The organism is Paenibacillus farraposensis (assembly GCF_020736845.1).
Classification (GTDB): Bacteria; Bacillota; Bacilli; order Paenibacillales; family Paenibacillaceae; genus Paenibacillus; species Paenibacillus farraposensis.
This window is the reverse complement of sequence record NZ_JAFFQR010000043.1, coordinates 138,319-155,223: the sequence shown is the minus strand read 5'-3', so window position 1 is coordinate 155,223 and position 16,905 is coordinate 138,319. Positions and strand designations below refer to the sequence as shown.

At 47.8% G+C, this 16,905-nt stretch carries 19 protein-coding genes; all 19 read right to left on the bottom strand.

Annotation, left to right across the window (positions count from 1 at the left end; all coding sequences use genetic code 11):
- Positions 1–745: 745 nt before the first annotated feature.
- Positions 746–958, bottom strand: coding sequence for a DNA-directed RNA polymerase subunit beta (locus JO375_RS08160; protein ID WP_229523988.1), 213 nt, complete (start codon positions 956–958; stop codon positions 746–748).
- Between the two features lie 10 nt (positions 959–968).
- The gene (locus JO375_RS08155) at positions 969–1,796 is read right to left on the bottom strand and encodes a flagellar hook-basal body protein (RefSeq protein ID WP_229523987.1); all 828 of its coding nucleotides are present in this window, start codon (positions 1,794–1,796) and stop codon (positions 969–971) included.
- 13 nt (positions 1,797–1,809) lie between these two features.
- Complete coding sequence (locus JO375_RS08150) at positions 1,810–2,694, bottom strand: flagellar hook-basal body protein (protein WP_229523986.1); 885 nt, start codon at positions 2,692–2,694, stop codon at positions 1,810–1,812.
- A 123-nt stretch (positions 2,695–2,817) separates the two neighbouring features.
- Complete coding sequence (mreB, locus tag JO375_RS08145) at positions 2,818–3,816, bottom strand: rod shape-determining protein (protein ID WP_229523985.1); 999 nt, start codon at positions 3,814–3,816, stop codon at positions 2,818–2,820.
- 169 nt (positions 3,817–3,985) lie between these two features.
- Complete coding sequence (spoIIID, locus tag JO375_RS08140; protein WP_007432737.1) at positions 3,986–4,273, bottom strand: sporulation transcriptional regulator SpoIIID; 288 nt, start codon at positions 4,271–4,273, stop codon at positions 3,986–3,988.
- A 202-nt stretch (positions 4,274–4,475) separates the two neighbouring features.
- Positions 4,476–5,216: a M23 family metallopeptidase gene (locus JO375_RS08135; RefSeq protein ID WP_229523984.1), complete on the bottom strand. Its 741-nt coding sequence runs from the start codon at positions 5,214–5,216 to the stop codon at positions 4,476–4,478.
- Positions 5,217–5,286: 70 nt separating this feature from the next.
- Entirely contained in the window at positions 5,287–6,723 is a 1,437-nt protein-coding gene (gene spoIID, locus JO375_RS08130; protein WP_229523983.1) for a stage II sporulation protein D, read from the bottom strand.
- A 223-nt stretch (positions 6,724–6,946) separates the two neighbouring features.
- Complete coding sequence (gene murA, locus JO375_RS08125; RefSeq protein ID WP_229523982.1) at positions 6,947–8,302, bottom strand: UDP-N-acetylglucosamine 1-carboxyvinyltransferase; 1,356 nt, start codon at positions 8,300–8,302, stop codon at positions 6,947–6,949.
- A 323-nt stretch (positions 8,303–8,625) separates the two neighbouring features.
- Complete coding sequence (locus JO375_RS08120; protein ID WP_229523981.1) at positions 8,626–8,877, bottom strand: DUF1146 family protein; 252 nt, start codon at positions 8,875–8,877, stop codon at positions 8,626–8,628.
- Between the two features lie 349 nt (positions 8,878–9,226).
- Positions 9,227–9,640: a F0F1 ATP synthase subunit epsilon gene (locus JO375_RS08115; protein WP_229523980.1), complete on the bottom strand. Its 414-nt coding sequence runs from the start codon at positions 9,638–9,640 to the stop codon at positions 9,227–9,229.
- Between the two features lie 70 nt (positions 9,641–9,710).
- Positions 9,711–11,111, bottom strand: coding sequence for a F0F1 ATP synthase subunit beta (gene atpD / locus JO375_RS08110; protein ID WP_229523979.1), 1,401 nt, complete (start codon positions 11,109–11,111; stop codon positions 9,711–9,713).
- Positions 11,112–11,230: 119 nt separating this feature from the next.
- Positions 11,231–12,097: an ATP synthase F1 subunit gamma gene (atpG, locus tag JO375_RS08105; RefSeq protein WP_229523978.1), complete on the bottom strand. Its 867-nt coding sequence runs from the start codon at positions 12,095–12,097 to the stop codon at positions 11,231–11,233.
- A gap of 219 nt (positions 12,098–12,316) precedes the next feature.
- Complete coding sequence (atpA, locus tag JO375_RS08100) at positions 12,317–13,831, bottom strand: F0F1 ATP synthase subunit alpha (RefSeq protein ID WP_229523977.1); 1,515 nt, start codon at positions 13,829–13,831, stop codon at positions 12,317–12,319.
- Positions 13,832–13,850: 19 nt separating this feature from the next.
- Positions 13,851–14,396 (bottom strand): F0F1 ATP synthase subunit delta, encoded by a 546-nt coding sequence (locus JO375_RS08095; RefSeq protein ID WP_229523976.1) that lies wholly within the window; start codon positions 14,394–14,396, stop codon positions 13,851–13,853.
- On the bottom strand, positions 14,393–14,881 hold the full coding sequence (gene atpF / locus JO375_RS08090; protein ID WP_229523975.1) for a F0F1 ATP synthase subunit B: 489 nt from the start codon (positions 14,879–14,881) through the stop codon (positions 14,393–14,395). The genes JO375_RS08095 and atpF overlap by 4 nt, the downstream gene beginning before the upstream one ends.
- 109 nt (positions 14,882–14,990) lie before the next feature.
- On the bottom strand, positions 14,991–15,215 hold the full coding sequence (gene atpE, locus JO375_RS08085) for a F0F1 ATP synthase subunit C (RefSeq protein WP_229523974.1): 225 nt from the start codon (positions 15,213–15,215) through the stop codon (positions 14,991–14,993).
- Positions 15,216–15,320: 105 nt separating this feature from the next.
- The gene (gene atpB, locus JO375_RS08080; protein ID WP_229523973.1) at positions 15,321–16,145 is read right to left on the bottom strand and encodes a F0F1 ATP synthase subunit A; all 825 of its coding nucleotides are present in this window, start codon (positions 16,143–16,145) and stop codon (positions 15,321–15,323) included.
- Positions 16,146–16,174: 29 nt separating this feature from the next.
- Complete coding sequence (locus JO375_RS08075; RefSeq protein WP_322098713.1) at positions 16,175–16,555, bottom strand: ATP synthase subunit I; 381 nt, start codon at positions 16,553–16,555, stop codon at positions 16,175–16,177.
- Positions 16,548–16,802, bottom strand: coding sequence for an AtpZ/AtpI family protein (locus tag JO375_RS08070; protein ID WP_229523971.1), 255 nt, complete (start codon positions 16,800–16,802; stop codon positions 16,548–16,550). The genes JO375_RS08075 and JO375_RS08070 overlap by 8 nt, the downstream gene beginning before the upstream one ends.
- Positions 16,803–16,905 lie beyond the last annotated feature (103 nt).

The window sequence follows — 16,905 nt, the reverse complement described above, 5'->3', positions numbered from 1 at the left end:
TGAAGGTTGAGATAAGGGGTCTTTTCCCGCCGGTTACGCAACCAGAGCGTGAAGAGACCCTTTTGCCTGTACATGGTCTTACCCCGCTTGTTATCAACTTCCCCATCATTATACAGTTATCAGATGCAAAAAGAAAATTACGCGGAAGTACCATATTGGTTGCTCTTATTATAGAGGAAGTGGGCTCTCAATTTGAGCCAAGGTGGACGGGCTGCAGGGATGGATCTTCTTCCGATCGCTGTTAACCTCGGATTTTTCAATGTATAAGAATTCAAGAATAAAATCCGAGGTTAAAGGCGAACGCTATCACTTCTTCAGAACGATTCCATCCCCTCCGCCGAGTTACTTTTGGCTCAAAAAAAAGCTCGCATCAATAATGTCCCCTTGTGGTGAAAGGCGAAACAAATCGAAGCACCCTACGGATGGCCTCTATTGGCTGCAAGCTGTCTGCACTACGCTAGGGCCCTGCCACTGGAGACATAACAAAACCCTGCGCCGCTGGCTCAGGGTTTTGTCTTACTACCCACACAAACTGCGGGTGGTTTATTTTAATAAAAGTGGCTCTGATGGCGGGTAGCAGCGGATCGAAGGATTTGGATCTGGAGAAGCGTGAGCGTTCGCCTTTGCAACGGTTTTTTTACAACTGATAACTTATAAAATAAGAAATCCCGTTGCAACAGCGATCGTAAGATCAAATCATTCGAGGAGCGGTCTTTTCCCGCCACCCACTGATTTAAAGGTAAAACTAAGGCGCAAATATAAGATCAATGACATGCTGCCAGGTTTTCCATTCAAATACGCCTGCAAGCCCTTGCTTACCCACAATCACGTAGCCTGTAATTAAACCACCTAACAGTGAAAACAGAAGCAGCAACGGAACAATGAGATAACGGGCAGAGCGCCAGCGGGACTTTATCTTTGCAGGAACCGGACGGGAATCGGATTGTTCTTCTTTCATTACCAAATCCCTAAGCCCTCAAATTGTTAGCCAGATTCATCATCGTATCACTGGACGTCAACGCTCGCGATGCCATTTGATACATCCGCTGAACTTGCATCATATCCGTCATTTCACCCGCTAAATCCACATTGGACTGTTCCAGATAGCCAGAGCGAACGGATGTATTCGGCGGAACAGCACCCGCTACACCTGTTGCACCAAATACATCGGCTTCTGTTACCCCATTCATTAATACGAACAGGTTATCAGCCCGCTGTTCCAATCCTTCCGGACGCTGAACATCCATCAGCTTGATTCGCTGCCCAACCGTTGGCGCGCTCGTCCCATTAACACGAATCAACAATTCACCGTTCTCGTTAATGGCCACCTTGGAACCCGCTGGCGCAGTCACCGGCATATCATTGTTATCCAGCACCGGGTAGCCTTCAGCCGTGGTTAGTAACATTGTCTTACTGTCATTCGGATCAGGAATAAAATGAAAGCTGCCGTCACGGGTCCATGCTTTTTGTCCATCCCCTTGCACTTCAAACATTGCATTCCCTTGAATCGCCAAATCAGTAGGAAGCCCTGTCTCCTTGAGAGAGCCTTGTTCCATGTTCTTCATAATCGAGGCTATCTTAACACCGTAGCCCAAATTATAACCGAGTGGCATAGCCCGCCCATTTTGGAGATAAGATGAAGGCTGTTGCTTTACATTGGCCAGCACATCTTCAAAGGAACTCTGCTTACTCTTATAACCAACTGTATTAACATTGGCGATATTATCAGCAATCATATCCAAACGCTGTTGCACACTGGCCATAGAGACCATTGCGCCGATCATGGAGTTATTCATCACTTACCCCCTGTTATACACGGCCTACTTCATTAACGGCCTTGTCCAAGCTTTTATCATAAAATTGAATAACCTTCTGATTCGCTTCATAAGCTCTTAACGCAGCCATCATATCCACCATCGACTGCGCAGCATCCACATTAGATACTTCCACATATCCCTGACGAACGGATACGATATCGTTAGCAGTCATCATTCTGGCTGTAGCACCATCTGTATCATTCAAGCGGAAATTCCCGTTGCCCTCACGAACGAGCTGGTACGGACGATCAATGACACTAATGCCAAGCGTCGTTCCGATCTGCTGGTTGGACTCTTTGTCCACCAATTCACCCCGCTCATTAACTTTAAGCGCTGTAACAGCCCCCGTCAATCGAATTGGATTACCATTCGTATCCAGAACCGCCGAGCCAGTCGACGACAGCAGTTCTCCCGCTCCATTTACCTGAAAATGCCCATCACGTGTGTAGCGTACATTTCCATTATTGTCACGAACCGTAAAAAACGCTTCTGGACGATAGGTAACTTCACCATTCGCATTGACAAATTTCCCCGCCTGGTCAAAGGCCATGGGCCGACCCGTTGCCGGATCGTTCACACTAATATTGGACTGTATTGCAAAATCCGTAGTTTTTCCGCTTTCCTGCAATGCCCCCTGAATGTACGGGGACAGACTTTCCTCGGCAAAAACGCCAGTATTGAGCTTGCCAACTGTACGATCCGGATTATCCGGATTACCACCCGTCATGGAAATAAGCATTTCGGGAAAAGAGCGTTGAACGCTGTTCTCCTGCTTGTATCCCGGCGTATTCATATTGGCAATATTTTGCGTCACAGTGTCATGACGACGTTGTTGTGTCATCATTCCGGCAGCCGCAGTATATAAACCTCTCAACATGTATCGCGCACCCCAATCCTGTACTCTGCTAGTCCATCATCTGCTCATACGAAGGCACAGAAGCCATCATACCAGACGACCTGACTGACCCCACACGAGTCTCTTATAGTCACTATCGGCAGATTAGAACTTTTTCTTAACCACATGATCCAAATTATCAAGCATAATTCCTGTGCCTTTAACGACACAATGCATCGGATCTTCGGCAACCAGTACCGGAACGCGCAATTCTTCAGCAAGCAGCTCATCCAACCCGCTCAGCAGCGCGCCACCGCCAGTCAGAATGACACCACGGTCAATAATATCGGCCGACAGCTCTGGCGGGGTCTGCTCCAATACAAACTTGGCCGCAGCAACAATTGCTGATACAGGATCTTTAAGTGCATCCTGCACTTCATCCGCGGAAATACTTAACGTTTTAGGCAATCCGGATACCATATCCCGTCCACGGATGTCCATCTCTGCATGTCGTCCACTCGGGTGCACGGTTCCGATAGCAATCTTGATATCCTCAGCCGTACGCTCCCCAATGAGAAGCTTATACTTTGTTTTCACGTATTTCATGATGGCTGAATCGAACTTGTCTCCTGCCATTTTAATAGAAGAAGATGTTACCACATCCCCCATAGAGAGAACAGCAACGTCCGTCGTTCCGCCCCCAATATCTACTACCATGTTGCCGCTAGGCTCAAAGATATCCATTCCTGCTCCAATGGCAGCTGCTTTGGGCTCTTCCTCCAAAAAAACTTCCTTTGCCCCGCTGCGCTCGGCCGCTTCACGAATCGCTTTTTGTTCCACTGAGGTAATGTTCGTCGGTGCACAAATCAAAATACGAGGGTGGCTGTACCAGCTTTTCCCCCCTACCCGGTTGATAAAATATTTCAACATCGCTTCCGTCACTTCAAAATCGGCGATGACACCATCACGCAACGGACGAATAGCTATGATATTACCAGGAGTCCGTCCAACCATACGACGTGCTTCCTCTCCAACAGCCAAAACCTTTTTTGTATCGCTTTCTATTGCGACAACGGAAGGTTCGTCAAGAACAACCCCCTTCCCTTTGACGTGAATAAGCACGTTGGCCGTACCAAGATCGATACCGATATCATTACTGAACATATTAAAGAGGCCCCCAAAGTGATATTTTTAAACTTAGATTCGACAAGAAGCGGCAAATATATGTATAAACCTACGGTTACATGTCATTTTTCGTCTTGTACCATCTTTTAACATATCATACTTCAGGGGGTTGATTCAATGGCTTTGCCAGCCAGTTCACTATATATTTTTAAGACTTGCCGGAAACGAGAATCTCCCTTCTTTTGCCACTGGTTTTTTTGTACTTGATTTTCGTCGCTTCCCCTCCCCGCAGATGGCGGATGGATTTATGGTATTCGAGGATGTGCTTCACTTGATCGGCAAGATCCGGGTTGATTTCAGGCAGCCGTTCGGTCAGATCTTTATGCACCGTGCTCTTGGAGACACCAAATTCCTTGGCTATCGTACGGACCGTATTCCTTGTTTCCACGATACAGCGACCGATTTTGATGGTCCGTTCCTTGATGTAATCGTGCACGCTCCCGCCTCCCTACTGTGGATAGTTTGGTACATTATATGAGGAGCGTGCCTATATATTCGCGGTTTGGCGGTAAGACATGCTTCAAAAGGCCTATTTAATTTGACAGCAGGTACATATGTGTTCACCTCTTGAACACATATGTACAATAAAAAAGCAGGGAATATGGATTCCCCGCTTTGCATGCAATGTTATGACTGATTTATTTTTTAGGAAGCAGACCTGTAGGATTCACCGGCTTGTCATCCTGGAACACTTCAAAATGCAAATGTGTTTTCAGATTCTTTTCAAGCTCGTTGCGGCCCGCGGAAGCAATCACATCGTTTTGCTTCACTTGATCGCCCTCTTTTACTTTCAGATCGCTCAAGCTTTGGTACACCGTTTTGAGATTGTTATCATGTGTAATTTCTACGACATTTCCCATCAATGGATGCTGTTCCACACGGGTTACTTTACCACTCAGGGCAGCTCTCACTTCAAACGTCTGATCGTCGGCCCGGGAAAGATCAATTCCGGTGTTCGCCGTAAAGGTTTTATCATACTCTACCATGGCTGCCGCCTGCTCATCAGCTGTCCCATTTTCGTCAAAAAATGGTTTTACAACCTGTACTGCAGCGGCATCTGTCACCGGCCATGCGAGATTTTCCGACTGGGCAACAACTTCCATACTTTCCGGCTGTTGTCCGTTGACATCTGTGTTGACTGCGCTTGTATTTTGTACCGACGGACTAGCTGGGTCAGGTTTGAAAGACTTCTGGCTGGCATCCTGATAGACCCACACTAAAGTTAATATAATGGCTGCTGCGGCAATGTAGGCTGCAGGATATGCCCACCTTTTGGACAACAGCTTTTTCCACGAAGACGGCTGTGAAGCTCTTCCACCCGGAAAGGTTTTGGGTGTATCTTCATGATTTTGGTTCTGGTTTTTATTTTGTTCACTCATTTGCTCATCACCTCAATAACCAGTGTTACCGGGTGCAACTCTTTTATACTTCAAAGTTTTGAAAAATTTACTAACTTAGAGTGCGAGAAGCCTGTGCAAAGGAAATACCAGTATAATAGTGAAGAAGAATTTGAGTAGCCGTGTACCCTTCCTTGGCCATTCCGTTAGCTCCCCACTGACTCATGCCGACGCCATGCCCATAGCCATAGGTCGTTATAGCAATCTTGTCTCCTTCGATTTTCCAGGTAAATTCAGCCGAACGCAGCCCCAGTTTGTTTCGAATTTCCGGGCCTGCAAAAACCATGCCCCCTATTTCAATCTTCTTGATGCGATGCCCTTCTGTCTTGGAGAGTACCCGCATCTCAGGCATCCCTCCTCCCCTCCCGGTAGCAGCTGTCATCGCAGCATGGCTCAATCCCAATCTATCGATCACACTCTGACGGCTCAGCGTGACGGTTTCTGCATATCGAGGAGCTAACTGCCTGTCCCATGGACTTGACACGCTCCTTAAGTAGGGAACTGCCTTGGCCCACACATCCTCTGAATTTTCGGTATAACCATTGCTGGTAGAGAAAAAAGAAGCAGTAATGGGTTTACCCTCATACACCATGATTGTATCCTTGGTATCGCGTACAGCCTGCCGAATTTTAGCCAGTTCATCTGCTTTGCCGGAATGTCCCCACTCTCTGGAAAGTTTGGCCTTAGAAATGTACGCCTGATGCTTAACAGTATCTGTCACATCCGCTCCCGCCGGGGCGCCACTGGTGTCGTCGGCCAGCAAACGGCGGGTAATGAAGGTGCGCGCGGCAATCGCCTGTGCCTTCAGCGCCTCGCTTTCGAAACTAGGCGGTATTTCGGCGGCAACTACGCCGACAATGTATTCCTCCAGCGGCAGCGTCTCTGTACGTCCCGTGGACGAGATATACACGCGTACGTCCGGCTCTGCCGCTGCCGGGACGCTATCCGCCGGAACAGCGGGAATTGCCGGGATGGGCGGGACACCCGGGAGGCGCGTAACGGGGGCATCCGGCTTCGCAGCCGCGGCAGGCACCTCGGGAGCCCCCTTTCGGACGCCCGGTGGCAGCGGCTTCGCCGTATGGCGAGGCCATGCCATTAGCGCAGGCACAGCCAGCGCAAGTGCCAGCAAGCCTGTGAGGCAAGCTGCTGGCAGCCAGGGGCGATGGCCACCCCAGCGAGGAGCGCGCCTGGCCGCTGGCCGCAGATATGGCGCCGTGCGCGGGTTTACGCCGCGTGTAGCGGGAACCGCCGCGTCAGTGGCAGGTAGCGACGCACCGGCGTGGGCGGCAGCGGGAGCCCCTGCTGCTACACGCCGGGCGGACCGTGCAGCAGCAGGCAATACGGCTCGGGTATCGGGCCGCTGCTGGGCAAGCTTGCTTGTCTGCGCCGAGGCAGCTATAAAGCCGGGTTCTTCTTCCGCAGGTAAAGTCCGGCGATGTTCGTTGGTAGGGTGAATCGGTATACGAATACGAACCTGTGAATCTTTCATAGGCTGAGACCTCCATCAAAAGCTGATTGTTCGTTGGAAGCAATGATCTGCTTCAGTAGATATGTTCAAGCATATGAGGTCGTCCACTTTGATAGAACCGTTTTAAGAGAACTGGAAGAACGAAAAGAGACAGGCTGAAAACACAAAAAAACCAAGTCCTTTCGGACTTGGTTCCTGGTTGTTCATCATATTCAAATACTGCGTTAGCCGCATACGCTCAAGCTTAAGCCAGCGAAGGCTGAATCTTCTTGAACAGATTTCCTGTCGTCTCTTCCGGCATCACTCGTTCCGCGCCGGCGGAACGATCCAGCTTGGGCTCTTCCACAGTCACTCGGTAAATATCCGCACCCAATCCAGTCAGCTTCTCAGCCAGATGGACGTAGCCGCGGTCGATGTGATGTACACCAGATACCTCCGTTGTCCCCTCCGCAATAAGACCGGCCAGAATTAGCGCAGCACCTGCACGCAAATCTGTCGAGGTCACTTTCGCACCTGTCAGCTTCGCATTGCCGGTTACAATTGCAGAACGGCCTTCGACTTTAATCTCCGCATTCATAAGATGAAATTCATCGACATGCATGAAGCGATTTTCAAAGACGGTTTCTGTAATAATGCTCGTTCCTTCAGCAGCGAGTTGAAGTGCCATCATTTGAGACTGCATATCCGTAGGGAAACCAGGATAAGGCAACGTTTTAACATCAACCGCCTTCAACGGTTTATTCGCGATGACACGAATTCCGTTTTCATCCGGCTGAATGATAACTCCCATTTCTTCCATCTTGGAAATCACAGGTCCCAAATGATCGGATATTGCACCTTCTACATATACGTTCCCGCCTGTGATCGCAGCAGCAACCATATAAGTACCTGCTTCTACACGGTCGGGAATGACCGCATGCTTCACTCCATGAAGTTTCTCGACACCTTCGATACGAATAACGCCTGTGCCTGCACCACGTACCTTGGCCCCCATGCCATTGAGGAAGTTCGCAAGATCAACGATCTCAGGCTCCTTAGCAGCATTTTCAATTGTGGTTACGCCCTCAGCAAGAGTAGCGGCCATCATAATATTTTCGGTTGCTCCTACGCTGGCTACATCCAAATAAACTTTGGCTCCGCGCAGACGCCCGTTACTTTTAGCTTCAATAAAACCCTGGCCTAAACTAATCTTGGCCCCCAACGCTTCAAAGCCCTTCAAATGCTGGTCAATTGGTCGTGTGCCAATTGCGCATCCACCCGGAAGCGAAATTCTTGTATGTCCCAAACGTGTAAGCAACGGCCCCATTACCAAAAATGATGCGCGCATTTTCCTAACCCACTCATAAGGGGCTTCACAGGAAACTATCTTCCGCGCGTCGACACGAATGACCTCATCTTGGTATGTAACGCCTGCTCCTAAGGACTCAAGTACTTTGTTAATGGTCATCACATCGTCTAGAGGAGGTGCATCAATAATAATACTTTCTCCTTCTTCTCCCAACAGAGAAGCAGCGATGATCGGCAGAACTGAGTTTTTGGCTCCGCTGACTTTGACACTCCCGGTCAATCTGTTGCCACCGCGGACGATAAATTTGCTCATCTATAATTCCCTCCGCGCGTCATTTCCCTTTTTCATCATGGAAAAAAAGAACATATTCCGCTATTTTCATGCCTTGCTTTTTCGTTACATAAAAAATAAGATTTCACTAACACCCTAACTGCCATCATACCATTGTTTAAAACAAGTATACAAGCGTTTTTTGTACTGGACAGCCACTGTACTCAACTGCTTCAGTCGGTTAAACGTATGTGGTTCTTTTGTTTACCATTGTTGACAATATAGCACGATGTTATTCGACAATTTCCGCAGTGACACAAGCCATAATGTCAGATAACCCGCCCACTTCGTTTAAAAACAAACACTTAGAGCATCTGGCTCCATGAGAAGTAGTTTAACAGGAAACCAGAAACCAGCTGCCCCACAATAATAGCAAGAAACAAATGCAGCAATCTGCCTTGCGGTCCTTTGGGATGCTTGATGAATACATCCAGCTTAAGACTCTGTAAAGCCCACCAAGCCAGCGCTATGCAGATGAGTGACACAATCATGGAGGTCAACGCAGTCATACTCGCTGATTGACTTAGCTGTTCAGCCAACTGCTGCTTTCCGTTCATCCGTAATCCCTCCCATCTGTTTCACAGACTTCTTTATAATACTCGTCGAACGCTTAATATGCTAGTCATATTTCTGTTTTCAGAACATTTATTTCGACAAAAAGTGAACAATTAGTTCTGTTTCGTGAATTTAAAAGGTACTATATACCTAGCTGAGAAGCAAGAAATAGGACCGCACACGAAATAACGATAGCTAAAAAAAAAGGGCCAGATCACAGTGATCGAAGGGAGTAAAGGTTTCCTTTTCCACCTGCCGGATATTCTCTGGCAGAAGTAATGAAGTGGTCGCCCTGTCATTCCATCCGTATACTATGCCGCACCCTTTTACAATTCCACTAAAACCTAATTTTTATTTCTTGCTGGTTCTAATACCCGTTACATTCAATCGGTTAAGCGCCCGTTGAAGAGCCACTTCCGCCCGATGCTGGTCTATCTGTTCCTGCTTGCTCTGGAGCCGCAACTCTGCCCGCTCCCTTGCCGCACGGGCACGCTCCACATCAATATCTTCAGAGCGTTCCGCACTCTCAGCCAAAACGACCACTTTATCCTTGCGGACTTCAATGAAGCCCCCATTGACCGCGATCACCTCGGTCTGACCACCGATTTTAATGTATATCGGCGCAATCTTCAAGGGAGTGACCAAGGGAAGGTGCCCGGGTAAAATACCAAGGTCGCCTTCCGAGCCGCGAACACTGATGCTGTTTACCTGTTCTGAATAGACCAGGCGCTCCGGCGTCACAATCTCTAATAAATAGGTGCTCACTTGAATCCCTCCTGAAAGCTGTCCGCGAACAGCTCACTTCGTAAGGCTAGGCTATTCGGTGCCTGTATGCTTACATGGTTTTGGCTTTTTCAACTGCTTCTTCGATGGCTCCTACAAAAAGGAAGGCCGCCTCTGGGAGGTGATCATACTTACCTTCCAAAATCTCCTTGAAGCTTCGTACTGTTTCTTTAACAGGTACGTATTTACCTGGGAAGCCGTTAAACGCTTCGGCAACGTGGAATGGCTGGGACAAGAAACGCTGGATTTTACGTGCACGTGCTACCAGCATTTTGTCTTCTTCACTCAACTCGTCCATACCCAGGATAGCAATGATATCCTGAAGCTCGTTGTAGCGGGCCAAAATTTGTTTTACCCCTTGTGCTACATTGTAGTGTTCCTCACCTACAACTTCTGGAGTCAGAATCCGAGAGCTCGATGCGAGTGGATCAACCGCAGGATAAATACCCATTTCAGAAATTTTACGTTCCAGGTTCGTCGTTGCATCCAAATGGGCAAACGTTGTAGCAGGAGCCGGGTCAGTGTAGTCATCCGCAGGCACATAAATCGCCTGAATGGAAGTAACAGAACCTTTTTTAGTTGAAGTAATACGCTCTTGCAATTGACCCATTTCAGTTGCCAGCGTAGGCTGGTAACCTACCGCGGAAGGCATACGTCCCAGAAGGGCGGAAACCTCAGAACCTGCTTGGGTAAAGCGGAAGATATTGTCGATAAAGAGCAGCACATCACGGCCTTCTTGATCGCGGAAATACTCCGCCATTGTCAGACCTGTGAGGGCAACACGCAAACGCGCACCCGGCGGCTCGTTCATTTGTCCAAATACCATCGCTGTTTTGTTAATAACGCCTGACTCTCTCATTTCATGATACAAGTCATTACCTTCACGTGTGCGTTCACCTACACCCGCAAATACAGAAATACCGCCATGCTCCTGCGCGATATTATTGATCAGCTCTTGGATCGTTACGGTTTTACCTACACCGGCACCACCAAACAATCCAACTTTACCGCCTTTGGCATAAGGAGCCAGCAGGTCGATAACTTTAATGCCTGTTTCAAGCATTTCTGCCTGAGTCGTCAATTCATCGAAAGAAGGTGCTTGACGGTGAATTGGATTTTTTTCTGCTGTACTAATGTCAGCACCATTATCAATTGGAGCGCCCAGTACGTTAAATACGCGTCCCAGAGTAGCCTCACCAACAGGTACCGAAATTGGTGCCCCCAGGTCTACCGCTTCAGCTCCGCGAACCAGACCGTCTGTGGAAGACATGGCGATACAACGTACACGATTATCGCCAAGATGCTTTGATGCTTCAAGCGTCAAATCCAGTTTGACTCCAGTCTCCAGCTCAGTCCCAATATGAATAGCATTTAGGATTTCCGGAAGCTGACCGCGTTCAAATTCAACGTCAACAACCGGACCCTGGATACTCACTACGCGTCCTTTGTTCATCTTTTGGTTTCCCTCCTACAAGCTTGCATAGCCGCAATCCGAACAACTCTGATTTGTTTTGCGCCCGCAAATGTTCATATTAATATAGGCTCTGCTATACAGCAGTTTGCAAAAGCTCCTTAAGACTGAGCATTTGCCCCTGCCACAATTTCCGTAATTTCCTGGGTAATAGCCGCTTGACGAGCACGGTTATAGGTTAGCGACAGTTCACCAATCAGCTTGGTAGCATTTTTGGTAGCAGCCCCCATCGCCGTCATTTTTGCTCCCAACTCACTTGCCTTGCCGTCCAGCAAAGCGCCGTAGATGAGCGTTTCTGCATAACGCGGCAACAGTACCTCCAGCACTCCTTCTGGCGAAGGCTCATACTCATAGTTTATCGAGGATGAAGCTGCAGCCGATTCTGGTGTTGCCATAGGCAACAAGCGGTCAACGGTAGGAATTTGAGTCAGTGCGTTAACAAAGCGGTTGTAGCATAGATACAGCTCATCAAATTCTTTGAGTTCAAAGCCCTGTACAGCCTTGCTTGCAATCGTTTTGATATCTGCAAAAGCAGGCGTATCCGACAAATCAGTTACTGTCTCTGCAATAGGAAACTCACGACGTCTGAAATAATCGCGTCCTTTTCGTCCGATGATGAAAATCACAAATTCATCGTGTGAACGGTGACGTTCGGCAATCGTCTGTGTAACCTGCCGCAAAATATTGGCGTTATAACCACCAGCCAGACCACGATCAGATGTGATAATCAGATAAGCCGTCTTCTTAACCGGACGTGTCTCCAGCATTGGATGCTTGACATTGTTCGATCCAGAAGCAATGCTGCTTACGACTTCCTTGAGCTTTTCCGCGTAAGGACGAGCCGACTCCGCTTTTTCCTGAGCTCTTCTCAGCTTGGATGCAGCGACCATTTCCATCGCTTTCGTAATTTGCTTCGTACTCTGCACACTTTTAATCTGACGTTTAATCTCGCGCATACCTTTTGCCATGATTTCACCACCTTCAAGCTTTGACCATGCCAAAGCTAACTTCGTAAGCAATTCCTATAGTTTTGAGAGATTCAAAGCTGTTTCTGTTTCGTAACATTCTAGTCCAGTCGGACATATGTTAAAGGGCCTGTTATGGAGGGTAAAACATGCCAAGGAAGCCAAAGCCCGAAGGCACGCTTCCTTAGAACATTTTTCGTCATAAACAGGCAAATTCACGTATTAAACCGATGTGGCAAACGACTTTTTGAATTTCTCGATAGCTTCCTTCAATGCAGCTTCGTTATCAGCCACCAAGTCCTTCGTATCGCGGATCGATTGAAGTACATCCTGGTGATCAGACAGCATGAAAGACAAGAAGTCCTTTTCAAAACGCTTTACATCCCCTACCGGAATATCATCCAGGTAGCCTTTAACAGCGGTATACAAGCTCACAACTTGTTGTTCAACAGGCAGTGGCTGATTTACACCCTGTTTCAAAATTTCCATCATGCGTGCACCCCGGTCAAGACGGGCCTTGGTGGATTTATCCAGATCGGAACCGAATTGGGAGAACGCTTGAAGCTCCCGATATTGAGCGAGATCCAGACGCAGGGAACCAGCAACTTTTTTCATCGCTTTAATCTGAGCGGAGCCGCCTACACGGGATACGGAGATACCTACGTTAATCGCCGGACGTTGACCCGCATAGAACAAGTCAGATTCCAAGAAAATCTGGCCATCTGTGATCGAAATTACGTTGGTCGGAATATACGCAGAAACGTCGGAAGCCTGTGTCTCAATGAATGGAAGCGCAGTAAGCGAGCCGCCGCCCAATTCATCATTCAGCTTCGCTGCACGTTCCAGCAAACGAGAATGCAGATAGAACACGTCACCCGGATAAGCCTCACGGCCCGGTGGACGACGCAGCAACAGGGAAAGCTCCCGGTATGCGGACGCTTGTTTGGTCAAGTCATCGTATACAACAAGAACATGCTCGCCTTTGTACATGAAGTACTCACCCATAGCGCAGCCGGAATAAGGCGCAATGTACAGCAAAGGTGATGGCTCAGAAGCAGATGCCGTAACCACAATTGTATATTCCAATGCACCGTGACGACGCAATGTTTCAACAACTTGAGCTACTGTAGATTGTTTTTGACCAATAGCAACATAAATACATTTCATGCCGTTGCCTTTTTGGTTGAGGATCGCATCAATCGCGATAGCCGTTTTACCGGTTTGGCGGTCACCGATGATCAGCTCACGTTGACCGCGGCCAATCGGAACCATAGCGTCAATGGCTTTAATCCCTGTTTGCATCGGCTCATGTACGGATTTACGGGCCATAACACCTGGAGCCTGACTTTCTACCGGGCGGAATTCCGTGGTAGCAATTGGACCTTTGCCATCGACTGGTTGTCCCAATGGATTAACTACACGTCCAATCAGCGCGTCCCCAACTGGGACCTGCATGATTTGGCCTGTACGTTTCACTTGGCCGCCTTCACGAATGTCGGAGTATGGTCCAAGAATAACGACACCGACATTGCTTTCTTCCACGTTGAGCGCCAAGCCGAATACGCCGGTATCGAATTCAACCAATTCACCGGCCATGACTTTTTCCAGTCCGTAGACGCGGGCAATACCGTCGCCGACTTCAACCACGGTGCCGACTTCAACGACCTCGATATCATTTTTATATTGTTCAATTTGACTTTTAATCAATGAACTGATTTCCTCAGGTTTGATACTCAAGTGTGTTCACCCCTATCTTCTATACTCGTCTGTTAAAGGATTTCTCAAGACGATCCAGTTTGCCGGCCAGACTGCCGTCGTACAGTGTATCGCCGATAACCACTTTTAATCCGCCCAGCAGACTTGGGTCCACTATATTTTCCACACGGATTGTTTTATGTTCACGGGCTCCGAATTCCTCGGCTACCGTTGCTTTTTCCTGCTCACTGAGCGCATAAGTGGAATACACCTTTGCATGCGCCAGCCCCAGCTTGTACTCCTGAATCTCAAGATATCCGGCAAGGAGAGCTTCCAACAAATCTGATCTGCTCCGCTGAATCAACAGCTTGATTGTGTTAATCAGCGGGGCAGATATCTTGCCTTCAAAACTGTTGGCCAGAACCTGAAGCTTGACCTCTTCCGTAATGTTAGGAGAATTAATGAACTTACGGATTTCAGCATCTCCCGAAACAGCCCCTACAAATGCACGCAGTTCCTGCTCGGTCTCCATAATGGTCTGCTCCCGCTCTGCCACTTCAAACAAAGCCTTCGCATACCGTTTGGCAACTACCGTATCCTGGCTCATGCTTTGCCTCCTACCTCTTTAAGGTACTGGTCGACAAGCTCTCCTTGGACTTGGTCTTCCTTGATTTCTTTTTGAAGCAATTTGGAAGCAATTTGTACCGAAGCTTTCCCCACTTCGCTGCGCAGTTCGGCAACTGCCTTATTGCGCTCGCTTGTGATTTCACGAACAGCTTCATCTTTCAGGCGAGCCGCTTCGTCTTTAGCTTGAATAATAATTTGCTCCGCTTGTTTGTTACCTGTTTGTTTCGATTGCTCTATGATATCGTAGGCTTCCTTACGCGCTTGCTGGAGAGCCTGTTTTTGCTCCTCAACAAAAGCCGCAGCCTGTTCACGGGTTTCTGCCGCTTCACTCATTTGCTTTAAAACAAGCTCACGCCGCTTCTCCATAACTGAAAAAAGAGGGCCGAATGCATAACGAGTCAGCAACCAGTACAAGATCAAAAATGCAATGATAGTAAACACGATACTTGTCCAATTTAAATGCAATTGAAGTCACTCCTTTCCGGTGAACGTCGGTTCTGGATCTTTCATGTTCAAACGAACAAAGAAGGCGCGGATGGCTGTGCCTTCCCCGCCAAACCTTGCTTCCATTCAATTAAGCGGCCGCATAGAAAATGAATGCCAGAACGACCCCGATGATTGGCAGGGCTTCAACCAGACCTACACCGATAAACATTACTGTTTGCAACGTGGCTTTGGCTTCAGGCTGACGAGCGATACCTTCAACTGTTTTACTTACGATCAGACCGTTACCAATACCAGCGCCCAGAGCGCCCAAACCTACTGCGATTGCAGCTGCGATATATGCCCAAACTCCCATTTTTAAAAATCCTCCTTAGTGATGTGTATTTGTGTTTTACATGTATTTGCAGTTAAGAGCGAAGCGAACTCCTGAACTTAACTTAAAAACCGGAAAATAAGATTACTAATGCTCTTCTTCATGTGTATCAATGGACTGGGAGATATATACGAACGTCAAAATAGTAAAGACGAACGCCTGAATGCTGCCGACAAAAATACTGAATCCTTGCCAGACAACGAGTCCCAAAACGGAAGCGATCCACCCTCCCACACCAAGTGCTGTCAATTTCAAAAGGACACTGATTAGAACCTCGCCTGCGAAAATATTACCGAACAGACGCATACCATGTGTCAACAGTTTTGAAAACTGCTCAATGATGTTAATTGGCAGGAAGAAAGGAAATGGCTGAACGTAATGCTTGAAGTATGCCTTGGTGTTACGGAAGATTCCCAGGAAGTGAACCAGGACAAAGATCATCAATGCTAGTCCGATAGACACCCCTGCATCTGCGGTAGGTGATTTCCACCAGTTGACACCTACATGAGCGGCTTCGCCCGGATGAGTCGCCTGTGCTTGCTCTAATGCTTCTTTGACCGTAACGATGTCATGTCCAAATACCTGTGCGCTTTGCACATTATCAAATTCAGTCACAATCCCGAACGGCAGCCCCAGCATATTCCCGACGAAAATGAACATGATCAGCGTCATCCCTAAAGAAAGAAATGGCTTCCCTTTTTTCAAATCCATCGTACTGGATATGAGTCCTTGAACGAACTCGACAACCCATTCCAAAAAGTTTTGCAGCTTGCCCGGATTCTCAACAGACAAATTACGCGTTGCGGCAAAAGCCAGTCCAAACACAATGGCGCAGGTCACAACCAGCATAATAATGACGGACAAGTCAATGTTCAACCCGCCCAATTGGATAATCGGTGATTCATGCAACATGTTTTCTCACCCCTTTCTCAGCTGAGCCATCATTTTTCCTGAAGCGCGAATATGATGCCTATGATTAAAAGAAGAAATTGCCCGGTCACCAGGCTCGCCATTACAGCGATCACATGGAAATAGGCCGGAAATTTTATGGCCAGTAGCACTGCCAAAATAGAGGTTCCCAATCGAACGCCAAAGCCAATGCCTACGACTCTCTTCTTTCTTTCGCCGGCGGCCGCACTTGCAACCTGTCGAATTTTGTAGACCATATATATTACATTTAGACAGCTTACTCCTGTTCCCAGAATGATTCCGTGAACAATGTCACGATGTTGGGGCATGAAGGCGGAGACCAGGAAACACAGAGCCATAATTATAAGCGCTACGATCCATAACATTTTTTGCATACGGGTCATCTCATTCATGGTTATCCCTCAATACCTTTCCGATCACAAGGGCAATACTTAATGCGCCTACAACCAAGCCTGCGAGAACGCTTACGCCAGTCCATATTCCGGAGCCACCAAGTTTGGCGTCCAGCCATTTTCCGGCATAGAAACCACCCAGTGTGCATACCGTCAAATCAATGCCGATAGCGCTCACCAGTCCTATTGCCTTAAAGGCATTTCTGGTGTTATTTCGGTCGTTATTTTGCTTGGAAGGTTTGGCCACTTTTCCATGTCACCCCTGTAATTCCAGTCCATTTTACTTAAATATAAGATGCTTTGTCAATTGAGAGATTTTAGTGTTCTAAAGTATAAAAATCAGTCGACAA